At 38.2% G+C, this 12,115-nt stretch carries 12 protein-coding genes; 8 read left to right on the forward strand and 4 right to left on the reverse strand.

Annotated elements, in window-relative coordinates; translation table 11 throughout:
• Positions 1-56: 56 nt before the first annotated feature.
• From ACFSR6_RS18705 to ACFSR6_RS18740, 8 genes are all read left to right on the forward strand, one after another.
• A complete protein-coding gene (locus ACFSR6_RS18705; protein ID WP_379081698.1) occupies positions 57-1,862 on the forward strand; it encodes a S41 family peptidase in 1,806 nt (601 codons plus the stop codon).
• Positions 1,863-1,920: 58 nt separating this feature from the next.
• Complete coding sequence (locus ACFSR6_RS18710) at positions 1,921-2,352, forward strand: aspartyl protease family protein (RefSeq protein WP_379081701.1); 432 nt, start codon at positions 1,921-1,923, stop codon at positions 2,350-2,352.
• 181 nt (positions 2,353-2,533) lie between these two features.
• The gene (locus ACFSR6_RS18715; RefSeq protein ID WP_379081703.1) at positions 2,534-3,070 is read left to right on the forward strand and encodes an SRPBCC family protein; all 537 of its coding nucleotides are present in this window, start codon (positions 2,534-2,536) and stop codon (positions 3,068-3,070) included.
• 173 nt (positions 3,071-3,243) lie between these two features.
• Positions 3,244-3,921 (forward strand): response regulator transcription factor, encoded by a 678-nt coding sequence (locus tag ACFSR6_RS18720; protein ID WP_379081705.1) that lies wholly within the window; start codon positions 3,244-3,246, stop codon positions 3,919-3,921.
• Positions 3,922-5,274 carry a HAMP domain-containing sensor histidine kinase gene (locus tag ACFSR6_RS18725; RefSeq protein WP_379081708.1) on the forward strand — a complete coding sequence of 451 codons (1,353 nt, stop codon included), beginning with the start codon at positions 3,922-3,924 and terminating at the stop codon, positions 5,272-5,274.
• Positions 5,275-5,423: 149 nt separating this feature from the next.
• Entirely contained in the window at positions 5,424-5,897 is a 474-nt protein-coding gene (locus ACFSR6_RS18730) for a glycosyl-4,4'-diaponeurosporenoate acyltransferase CrtO family protein (RefSeq protein ID WP_379081710.1), read from the forward strand.
• Between the two features lie 149 nt (positions 5,898-6,046).
• Positions 6,047-6,544, forward strand: coding sequence for a hypothetical protein (locus tag ACFSR6_RS18735; protein ID WP_379081712.1), 498 nt, complete (start codon positions 6,047-6,049; stop codon positions 6,542-6,544).
• Positions 6,545-6,568: 24 nt separating this feature from the next.
• Positions 6,569-7,495, forward strand: a complete 927-nt coding sequence (locus tag ACFSR6_RS18740; RefSeq protein ID WP_379081714.1) for a bestrophin family protein — start codon at positions 6,569-6,571, stop codon at positions 7,493-7,495.
• A gap of 188 nt (positions 7,496-7,683) precedes the next feature.
• On the opposite strand, the gene ACFSR6_RS18745 is transcribed toward ACFSR6_RS18740, so the two are convergent.
• From ACFSR6_RS18745 to gyrB, 4 genes are all read right to left on the reverse strand, one after another.
• Positions 7,684-8,364, reverse strand: coding sequence for a hypothetical protein (locus tag ACFSR6_RS18745; protein WP_379081716.1), 681 nt, complete (start codon positions 8,362-8,364; stop codon positions 7,684-7,686).
• Entirely contained in the window at positions 8,361-9,029 is a 669-nt protein-coding gene (locus tag ACFSR6_RS18750; RefSeq protein WP_379081718.1) for a hypothetical protein, read from the reverse strand. Before ACFSR6_RS18750 ends, ACFSR6_RS18745 begins: the two co-directional genes overlap by 4 nt.
• A complete protein-coding gene (locus tag ACFSR6_RS18755; RefSeq protein WP_167293295.1) occupies positions 9,029-9,367 on the reverse strand; it encodes a PadR family transcriptional regulator in 339 nt (112 codons plus the stop codon). The genes ACFSR6_RS18750 and ACFSR6_RS18755 overlap by 1 nt, the downstream gene beginning before the upstream one ends.
• 148 nt (positions 9,368-9,515) lie before the next feature.
• Positions 9,516-11,474 (reverse strand): DNA topoisomerase (ATP-hydrolyzing) subunit B, encoded by a 1,959-nt coding sequence (gene gyrB, locus ACFSR6_RS18760; protein WP_379081720.1) that lies wholly within the window; start codon positions 11,472-11,474, stop codon positions 9,516-9,518.
• Positions 11,475-12,115 lie beyond the last annotated feature (641 nt).

Genomic DNA, 12,115 nt, shown 5'->3' on the forward strand with positions numbered 1-12,115 from the left:
TCGTACAAGAGCTTTAGCTGTTTAAGCTTTATTTTTGCTGTCATACTCAAACACAAATGAAAAAAGATAGCATCACCATCCTTATTTTGTTATTTTTCGGTCTCTCGGCACACGCGCAGGCTGTTAAAAACCCGGTTCCACTTAAGTTAGACAGAGAAACAGCAGATTTAGCCTTAAAACAAGGCGAAGAAGCTTCGTTCAGCTTCCTGTTAAAGAAAGATATATACTATTCGATAACGGTTGAACAAAAGGGAATTGATGTTACAATAGGTTTAAAAGATCAGCATGGAAAAACCATACAGGAAGTAGATTCGCCAAATGGCAGGTTCGGCAGCGAAAAAATCGTCTTCTCGCCCGATAGCACCTCCAGTTTTATCCTGATAGTTAAACCCCTAGCCGATACAGCCAATGCAAAAGAAGGCCATTATTCGGTTGTCGTACAAAGTCCGTCCAAAAAGTTAAAAAAATTGCGTTACAAAGCCCTCGAACAGGATTTTAACATCCTGAAAAATGCCTTTATTGAAACACATGTTGGCCTATGGTACAATACTTATACCCAATTCGATAGCCTTTGCAATGTGCAAAAAAGTAAGATAAAAGATAAAATGACCGCTTTGGATTTTTACAAGCTTGTTGCCCCTGTAGTTACCTATACTAAAGAAGGACATAGCGCTCTTCAACCTTCCGAAGAAACCAACAATTACATCAGGCAAAATGGCAGGTATTTTCCTTTTCTGGTAAAGATCTTTGATAAAAAGGTTTATATCCTGAACGATTTAGGCAATTACAAAACCAGGGGAATGCAGGTTTCAAAAATTAACGGAAACAGTATCGAAAGCATCTTGGAACAATTTTTAACCATAGAGCCGGCCGATGGTTACAATACCACCAGTAAATACCATTGGATAGAAACCGCTTTCTCCAAATATTACCTGCGTTTTTTCGAGCAGCAACCTATCACATTTAATCTCGAACTGATCAACCCTAAAACTGGTGAAAGGATGACCTATAGCCAGATACCCTCATTAAGCTTTAAGCAATATGGAAAATTTGTATCAAAAGAAATAACATCTATCCCCAATTACAGCTATAAAGAACCTGCTTCATTAAAAATCGATACGCTAAACAGCACCGCTATACTAACGGTAAATACATTTTCTACCAGTAGCTATAAAGACGGGAGAAAAGGTTTTAAAGAATTTTTGGCCAAGAGTTTCCAGGACATTGCAAATTATAAGATACAGCAACTTGTTCTCGATATCAGGAAAAATGAAGGTGGTGCACAAGCTATGGAAGATCACCTCATGTCGTACCTGGTTGATAAAGAATATCCTAAATACAAGTATGCCGAAATTCCGGCCTTTACCTTTTCTTTTCTCGATTATACCGAATACCGTGATAAAAAATCACGAGACGATTTCGAAAAGGAGTTGAGGGATGAATTTTACCGCAGTAAAGACGGCAGGTATCTGAACATACCCGGAAAATATAAAAGCGATACACCACAGGTTAACCGTTTTAAAGGTAATGTGTATATCCTGATTAGTGGCTTAAGCTTTTCGGGTGGTTCGGAGTTTGCCGCATTGGCCAAAAATTATACCAAAGCGCGTTTCATCGGCGAAGAAACAGGCGGCGGATATTATGGCAATACCAGTGGCTATTTTATACATTATACTTTGCCCAACTCCAAATTAACAGGCCGTATCCCGCTTATTAAATTTGTTGTTGAAGAAAAACAAAATAGTACACCCTTTGGCCATGGTGTAATACCAGACGATGAAGTTCAGCCAAAAATTGAAGAGTATTTAAAGGGCTACGACACTGAAATGGAGTTCGTTAAAAAGCTAATTAAAAACAAATAATCAACTTGTGGCATGGTTTTCCGGTAATTAGCCTATTTTAGGCAGATAAATATTTACTATGAAAGCCGTCTCTATTCCTTTAAAACTGATCAACCTACAGGACGATGGCTTCCACCTTTTGATGGAAGTTATTGTTTTTAAAGAGCAACATTGGGCCGTGCTGGATACTGGCGCGTCAAGAACTGTTTTCGATAAATCTTTAATTGAACAGCACCTGTCAGAATCCTTGCAGGTATCAGACGAGATCAATGCCGCTACACTTTTCACTACCACTACAACCATCCAGGCCACAATACCGCTGCTAAAAATTGGCACATTAAAAATCAGGGATTATGAAACGGTGGCCTTTGATCTCCAATCGGTAAGCGATACCTATCAACAATTTGGCCACCCACCGATTATAGGTATTATTGGTAGCGACATATTGATGCAGTATAAAGCTGTTATCGATTATAAAAAACTCCAATTGCGGCTTTATAAAGAAAAATAACACAACTGGTAATTTAACTGTTTGCCACTAAACGTGGATGGCAATTTTCTATATTATTTTCCGGGCACCGGGCATTATCGTACTGCTTATGTTGGGCATCTCCCGGCTGGTGTTTTAAACAAATTTTGTTTTGATTTATACAGGTTTCTTTATAAATTTAAGTTAACCAAAACAATTAAACATGAAATTTCTGAAAATCTTACTAGGTATTATTGTCGTACTGGCAATTATCTTTGTTATAGGTGGTTTGGTATTACCAAAAACCTATTCTGTTAGTCGCAGCACTGTAATTAATGCACCTGATAGCGTAATTTATAAAAACATCGTCGATTTTAAAGAATTTTACAAATGGAATCCATGGGCTAAAATGGAACCAACTGCTAAAAGCACTTATGCTGGTACTCCTGGGCAGCCTGGGCACATTTACACCTGGGAGGGTAAGGAAACCGGACAAGGATCTATGACGATACTAACAGCAAAACCTAGTACCAATGTAGATATCGAACTAAAATTCATTAAACCTTTCGAAAGTTTAGCCGATACCAAATTTGATATTCAACCTGATGGGGCGGGGCAAAAAGTAACCTGGACCATGAGCGGCGAAAACAACATGATTTCGAAATGGATGTGCGTTTTTGTAAGCATGGATAAAATGATCGGCAAAGATTTTGAAGCAGGTTTAAAATCGCTGAAAGAAAAGTCAGAAAAAGGAAGCTAATTTTTACTGAAATTAATAATAGAAGCTCCTCAATTAAAATTGAGGGGCTTTCTTTTTGCCTAAGCCAGAAAACGCAAACAATTGTGTCGGTTAGAGGTTAAAAAGCATTAAAAAAACAACTTCGGGCTCTTAATATTTTGTAATTCGCTATTTTTTAGATTATTTGCCAACAAATGAATTTATTACTTGTAGAAGATGAACCCAATGTGGTTTCTGTAATTTCGAGAGGCCTCAACGATGAGGGGTTTAACGTAAGCATTGCCCCTGACGGCCTGATCGGAAAACAGATGGCAGCAGAAAATCAGTTCGACCTGATTATTCTCGACATCATGCTACCTGGAATAAATGGCCTGGAGCTCTGCAAAATCATTAAGGAGCATAAGCCGAATATACCGATCATTATGCTTACTGCATTAGGCACTACCGAAAACGTGGTAAACGGCCTGGATAACGGTGCCGATGATTACCTCATCAAACCCTTTAAATTCGCAGAACTTTTTGCACGCATCAGGATGTTGTTACGGAGATACCAGGGTGTGATTTCGCAGGACCAGGTGATTACGATTGCCGATTTACAAATCAATCTAAGTGCTAAAACCGTAAAAAGGAACCAGCAGGAAATTACACTAACAGCAACTGAGTACCGCTTACTGGAATATATGGCCAAAAATAAGTCGAAAATCCTTTCGCGGATCGATATCCTGGAGAATGTATGGGACATCGATTTCAACCTCGGTACCAATGTGGTTGATGTTTATGTGAATTACCTCCGCAAAAAAATCGATAAAAATGCCGATCAAAAACTAATTCATACCGCTGTAGGCTTAGGTTACATCCTGAAAGAAAAATAAATGGAGATCGCTAAGAAAATTACCCTGCTTTTTGCCATTTTATCGGCAATTATCATTTCACTGCTAAGTGGTTTTGTATGGTATTTTTCCAACGATTTTGCTTTCGAAGATTTTTATAAACGTTTAGAGGCCAGGGTGAATATTAACGCCCAAATAAAACTTTATGAGGATGCCAATAATACAGCCTATGCAAAAATGCGCAACCAGTACCTGGAACGTCTTCCATCCGAAAAAGAATATATAGTACTTGAGGGCGAAGCCACGAAAAAACTCGATCGCGAATTACCTGCCAGCTTTTATAACCGCATAAAGGCAGGTGTTATGGCCCGTTACCGGGTTGAAAATCATTTTTACGCCGGAAAATCCTTTAAAAATGGTCAAACCAAATACATCGTGATTGTTTCGGCCAGTGATCCGGTTGGTTTTCGTGAATTAAAAGCTTTACAAAGGCTCCTGATTATTGGTTTTTTCCTGTCGGTATTTCTGTCTTTTGTAGTCGGCTGGAAATTCTCCAACTACATGCTTTTGCCCCTGCGTAACATTATTAAAAGTGTAAAAAAAATCAAGGCAGAAAACCTCCACCTGCGGTTGGATGTAAAAAAGGGAAACGATGAAATGTCGCAGCTTGCCCAAACCTTTAATAATATGCTTAACCGTTTGGAAACGGCTTTCGAAACACAGAACAATTTTATCAGCAATGCTTCGCACGAGTTAAGAACTCCCCTTACCATCATCAGTGGCGAGGTAGAACTGGCCCAGAAAAATATTTCCGACCCGGAGAAACAGGAAAAGGCACTTGCTAAAATAAAAGATGAGGCCGAAAGGCTTGAACACATTTTAACCAGTTTACTGGGACTCGCACAATCGGGTTTTAATGGCAAAAACCAGCCTTGGGAAGTGGTACGGATGGACGAGTTGCTTTGGGAAATCACAGATTCGGTAAAACAGGTACATCCTAACAGCAAAATTGAGATCGATTTTAGCAAACTGCCTGATGATGACAGTCTGCTTTCGCTCCGCGTAAACAAAAACCTGATGAAGCTGGCCATTAGTAATATTGTAAGTAACGCCAGCAAATATTCTAACGAAAACCTGGTAAACATTAATATTGAAAGTAAAGCAAACATGCTTTCAATCGGTGTAACCGATCGCGGTATCGGCATCCCGCAAACCGATATCCAGCATATATTCGAACCTTTCTTTCGCGCCTCTAACACCGGCGATTTTAAAGGTTATGGGGTCGGGCTTCCGCTCTCCCTTAATATTATCCGCCTGCACAGGGGAAGCATTGCCATCAAATCTGAAGAAGGTGTGGGTACCGAAATTAAGGTTTTGTTACCCATCAAGGGCTAATCAGTACCTGCAGATGTGTTAAAAGGCCTATGAAAACCGGTCAGTAATCTTTAGCAATGACTTTTTGCTATTCCAAGGTCCAAACACGGAGATAATTTGTTATTTTCGGCCCAAATAACGATTAGGGCGCTAAACCGGCGGTTATCATCATGGTCAAATATTTTACTTTCAGTTTATCCATTGCATTTATCTCATGGATTGTGGGCATGGTGATTAACGCTTTCCTTGCCAAAACTACATTTTACCAGAAAAGGCTGTCAAACCTGAATTTCGTCAGAAGCGAACAAATAAATCGCTGGCTTGGCCTAGCTCCCTTCAAATGGATCATTATGCACAGTTTCTTTAAGTTTTTTAACCCTAAGCTCTCCATAAAAAAAACAATACTGGCAAAAGAATTAACAGGGTACCGGCTTGAAATGACCACTGCAGAACTTAACCACCTTTTCGCCTTTTCTTTTATGACTGTTTTTTTGTTCATTAAAATAGTTCAGGGCCAATACCTGTTTGCACTAATTATGCTGCTGGTAAATGTGTTGATGAATCTTTACCCCAGTTTGCTGCAACAGCAAAATAAAAGACGGATTGACCGTTACCTCGAGGTATTAAAAAAGCGATCGGCTTAAAATCTATATAAAAACGTTATATCGTTACTAACTAATTCCCAAAAGGAGTACCCTCTAATCTAATTCTAATCCTGTTCTTATCTGGCTGTAATTTTTGCAGGTTAAACTTGTAATAATAATCACGTAGTTTATTTAAACAAGATATAGCCATGAAAACAATATTATTGCCTACCGACTTTAAATTAGAAAGCATCAGGATCATAGATGCACTGGTGCAGCATCAGGCAAATGAGAAACTAAACATCATCTTTGTTCATGCCTTCAAGTTATCTGATTCTATTACCGATATGCTGATGCTGAGCCGTCGCAGCCGCGATTACGAAAACATCAGCGACGAATTTTACCGTGAATTGGAAGCAGTTAAAGAAAAATATGCTCATCAGATCAACATGGTTGGCATTGAATATTTCTACGGAAGCACTGTGGCTGCATTTAAAAATTTCCTCGAGGCTTTTGATATATCCTGCATCGCCTACCTTAAAGGTTACGCATTTACACCAATCAATAAGTATAGTATTGATCCTAAAATATTAACAGAACGTGCAGGCTGCGCCGTAATTCAATTAAATGCATTGTCTCTTCATGCCAGCGAAAACTTGGTTGATACAAAAATGTACGAGACACAGCTGCAAGAATCAAACGTTTAATCATCACATTTTAAACTTTATACTATGCTTTTACGAAATAATATTCCGCTCACTTATATATTTGGAAAGATCAAAAAGGAAGTCCTGTTTGTTATTGGATACTCGATAGGCATTGTAGTATTATATGAAAACTTCCACGTTACGCGTATTTCAATTCCTGTTGCTGTACCAGCTTTACTGGGAACCATCATTTCCCTTTTACTGGCATTCCGCTCCAACCAGGCATACGACAGATGGTGGGAGGCGAGGATTCTTTGGGGCGCCATCGTAAACGATTCAAGGTCGCTCTCCCGTCAGATACTGTCATTTGTAGATAACCCTTATGGAATGGACGAAATCGAAGAATTTAAAGCCCGCTTCATCAAAAGACAAATTGCCTGGTGTTATGCATTAAGTCAGTCGCTAAGAGGCTTTAACGCCCGGAAAGGATTGGATGAATACCTTAGTCCCGAAGAAGTTGTTTTCATCAAAAAGCGCAAAAATGTAACCGCAACCCTATTGGAGTTACATGCCATGGATTTAAAAAAGGCTTTACAGGAGGGTTGGATCAATAAATATCAACAGATAGAGATTGATAAAACCATAACCGCATTGTGTAACCACATGGGTGGATCGGAAAGGATTAAAAATACCGTTTTCCCGGTTACTTATAGCAAATACATCAATATGTCTATCCATTTGTTTATTGTTTTGCTGCCTTTTGGTCTCATTGAATACTTTGGATATATGGAAATTCCTTTAGTAGTAGCCATAGCGGCATTCTTCTTATTGGTAGAGAAAATGGCTGTCCATTTACAGGATCCCTTTGAAAACAAACCTACGGATACACCAACCACAACAATCTGCAGGACCATCGAACGCGATCTTTGCCAAATGCTCGATGATAATAAAATTTACGAAGATAAGCCACAAACAGAACTGGCACCTGTTGGGTCGTATTACATTTTGTAACCGCCCACAGTTAAGATAAATCTCATTGGTTTGAGATGGTTAGTTAATGCCATATGCTTTCTTTTTGGATGAAAAGAATCAATGGTTTATAGTGTATAAATATGACAGAAGCCATTCACATTTGAATGGCTTTATTTTTATATCGAAGTGTGTTTTTATTAGCTGGAAACAACTAATACCACTATATTTTACACCACAAGTTTATACTTGTCCATCAATTGTTTACTCTCCCTCATTCCAGCTTTAGCCGTTTTTAGGGCTGCGATAAAATAAACAATAAATAAAGTAATGAGTACCGAAACAATAAGGAAACTTCTGTTTAAAGAAAATATGGTTAAAACCTGATTACTTCTACTAATGGCCAGATTTGTAATAACCAAAAAAGATCCAAGTAGAGTTAAAAAAGAAACAGCTGACTTGTAAGACATGTATTGTTTATAAATGGAATCCTTAAAATTATAAAGGAGCAAAAGTCCAAAAACGCTAAACATCCCAGCAATATATATGATATAAAAAGCATTGTTACTCATTATTTCCTGCAATTTATAGACAAAAAATCCAAGAAATAATACCAGCAGGATATGTTTATAACGAAAATAGTTCAGAAAACTCTGCCAAAAAAATCTACTGTATTTTTTCTTTAAACCATTAACTACCGAATTTTGAATAACAGCAAAACCATCCGGCCCAAAAGCTTTGTGGGTTTCATTTAATGCATCTTCAAACTTAAGATCTGGATCTGTTTCCATTTTTTCTTCGACAGCTGATGCTACATGGTCTAAAATCTCCATTTGAACATCGATATATTTAAAGCCTTTTTGCTGAATAAAAGACCTGATGTAGGCAAGTTGTTCTTTTGTTAAATTCATCTGTATGCAATAAGTATTTTAATTTTTTGGTTATAAAATTTCCTAAATGACCTTACATAAAAACTACAGAAAAAATATAATATGAGGAGTATGATAACTTTATTGTGCTCGCCTAAGGAAATTAAACTATCCTTGCTGACGAACCAGTAGAAAGTAAAAACACTAACAAACAAACCAAAGCTAGATAAGCTACCTAAAGCATTATCGAAAATCGAATATTTCTTATTTTTTCTTTTACTGATCCATATTTTGGTATACATAAAAAGGGTTACAAGAATAAAACAAATAAAAATCGCTCCCATTATTGGTTTAGTATTAAAGGTTAAGCGTGTACTACCCCAATAAATAAAAACGCAAAGTATTAGATTCGCGATATTACTTAGTAAACCGGGCCATTTAAACGAATTTATAAGTTCGTTTAGAAAAAGTTTTGCCTGTTTTTTATTGATCTGTTTTTGGTAAAGTTCTTCCTGTTGTTTAATCTCATTAAAACTTCCAAAATCATCATTGATAATTTTAGCAACCAATTCAATACTGTAAGCCTCATCTTTATCTTCGAGGGCATTTACAACATGATCATAAACCTCATTATAGGTTTCTATGTATTTTGGTGCATCAAAAATATAATCCTTAATTTGCTGGTGCTGTTGGGCTGTTAGTATCATTAAATTGCAGGTTTTAAGTTTAACAATAACTGTAGCTGGGCAATAAAATCTTTCGCTTCCTGCAATTTATTTACGACTTCTTTCTCTCCATCTTTTGATAAGGAATAATATTTCCTCACCCTGTTTTCTACTACTTCTGTTGTTGTTTCCAATAATCCCTCAGCTTCCAATTTATGTAAAGCCGGATATAATGCCCCCTCCTTCAACATGAGCTCGCCCTGGGTAATAGATTTTACTTTTTGAGTAATCTCATAACCATACATCTTCTCATTTTCTGATAAAAGATTTAAAATGATGGTCTGCAAAGTACCTTTAAATAATTCATTATTAACTGCCATGTATCAAATATATATAAAAATTATATACATAATTAAATTATGTATATAATTTTTAAAGTTAATATCCCAAAAAAATAAAAAACCCTCTTCAAGACTTTAACTTGAAGAGGGTTTGTATATTAAAATCTCCTTAAGGAGCTTTAGGTGCTTAAGCGTCTATCTTCGCGTATTTTGCATTGCGTTCGATAAACTCTCTACGCGGCGCAACCTCGTCGCCCATTAACATCGAGAAAGTATGATCACATTCTGCAGCACTTTCTATAGTGGCCTGCATTAAAGTACGTGTAGCCGGGTTTAAGGTGGTATCCCAAAGCTGTTCTGCATTCATCTCACCCAAACCTTTGTAGCGTTGAATGTGTACACTGTCTTCTTTACCGGCACCTTTTAAACGTTGTACAGCTGCATCACGTTGCGCATCATTCCAGCAATATTCGAAATCTTTACCTTTTTTAACCTGGTAAAGTGGTGGCGATGCAATGTAAACATATCCGGCTTCGATTAAAGCTCTCATATAACGATAGAAGAATGTTAAAATCAATGTGGTAATGTGCGACCCATCAATATCAGCATCGGTCATGATTACGATCTTATGGTAACGGAGTTTAGTTAAATTTAAAGCCTTATTATCCTCCGGCGTACCAATACTTACCCCTATAGCGGTAAACATGTTTTTGATCTCGTCGTTTTCGTAGATTTTATGCTCCATTGCCTTCTCTACGTTCAAGATCTTACCTTTTAATGGTAAAATAGCCTGGATATTACGGTCGCGGCCCTGTTTTGCAGTACCGCCCGCAGAATCACCCTCTACCAAGAAAATTTCACATCTTTCCGGGTCGCTATCAGAGCAATCGGCAAGTTTACCAGGCAAACCCGAACCACCCATCACGCTTTTACGCTGCACCATTTCACGTGCTTTACGTGCTGCGGCACGTGCAGTAGCGGCTAAAATTACCTTGTTGATAATCATTTTAGCCTCTTTAGGGTTTTCTTCCAGGTAATTGCCTAAAGCCTCACCTACCGCTACATCAACAGATCCCATTACCTCACTGTTCCCCAGCTTAGTTTTGGTCTGTCCTTCAAATTGTGGCTCCTGTACTTTTACTGAAACAACTGCGGTTAAACCTTCCCTGAAGTCATCACCGGTGATTTCCATTTTTACGTTCTTTAATAAACCTTCCTTATCGGCATAGTTTTTTAAAGTACGGGTTAAGCCCCTGCGGAAACCGGCAATATGCGTACCCCCTTCGTGGGTATTGATGTTGTTTACATAAGAGTGAACATTCTCTGAATAACTGTCGTTATATTGGAAAGCCAGCTCTACCGGAACGCCGTTTTTAATGCCTTCGATATAAATCGGCTCTGCCAGAATTGAAGTTCGGGTATCATCCAGAAAAGCAACGAATTCTTTTAAACCACCTTCAGAGTGGAAAGTTTCGGAAAGGAACGAACCATCTTCCAGTTTCTCACGCTCGTCGGTTAAAGTTAATTTAATTCCTTTATTTAAAAAGGCCAACTCACGTAAACGGCTAGCCAGAGTATCGTATTTATATTCTGTAGTTTGAGTAAAAATGGTTGGATCCGGGCTGAAAGTTACTATAGTACCACGCTTATCTGTAGTTCCAACTTCTTTCACATCGTACTGCGGAACCCCAATTTTATATTCCTGCATCCAGATCTTACCTTCGCGGTGCACCTCGGCTTTTAAGTCGGTAGATAACGCGTTAACGCAACTTACCCCCACTCCGTGTAAACCACCTGAAACCTTATAAGTATCTTTATCAAATTTACCACCGGCGTGTAAAACCGTCATAACGATTTCCAAAGCCGATTTATTTTCTTTTGTATTGATCCCGGTCGGAATACCGCGGCCATTATCTTCAACCCTGATGGAGTTGCCTTCCAAAATGCGTACATCGATCGTATCTGCATGACCGGCCAAAGCCTCATCAATTGAGTTATCTACAACCTCGTAAACCAAGTGGTGTAAACCTTTAATCCCAGTATCACCTATATACATTGAAGGGCGCTTACGCACCGCTTCCAAACCTTCTAAAACCTGTATATTATCTGCCGAATAATTTGACTTTAAATCCTGTTCTTCGCTCATATTTTAATTAAAAACAATAAGTATCAAAAATACGGAAATTTTGCCACTTAAACTAATATGTGGATAAGTTTTAGGCTATTAAGAGATTAACATAAAAGTCGCCCGCATGGTGTTTAAATAAAAAAAATCTATTTTTTTTCTACCAACCAACAAGATAAAATCACAAACCTATTTAGGAGCGCAGGACTTGTACAAAACACTCCGTTTCTTCCCGTTTTACGCTTTACGCTTCAACCAGGGCTATATGGAAAAATAGCATTCCATTTTTACTGGGCAGAAACCCTTGTTTATAAACCTGATTGAGCAGAATAGCCCGCAGCGCAGCGAGGACTATTAGCGAAAGCAGGGCTGCATACCGCCAAGTACTACAAACCGCTCATTTCCTAATTCTATTCTCGTGAAAAACTTACAGATAGAATAAAAGGTTTTATGATCCGTGGAGACACGAACTACGGCGATGCATTTCATTTTTACTGGGCAGAAACCCCTGTTTATAAACCTGATTGAGCAGAATAGCCCGCAGCGCTGGACTGCCCCCAAAAAGTTGGACACTTTAATAGGAGCATTTTATGAGCAGAAAAATTAAGTATAGTCTGGAATTTAAACTGGCTATCATCGGTCAGGTCTTAAGTAGAGAGAAA

This window comes from Pedobacter vanadiisoli (assembly GCF_042684385.1).
GTDB lineage: Bacteria > Bacteroidota > Bacteroidia > Sphingobacteriales > Sphingobacteriaceae > Pedobacter > Pedobacter vanadiisoli.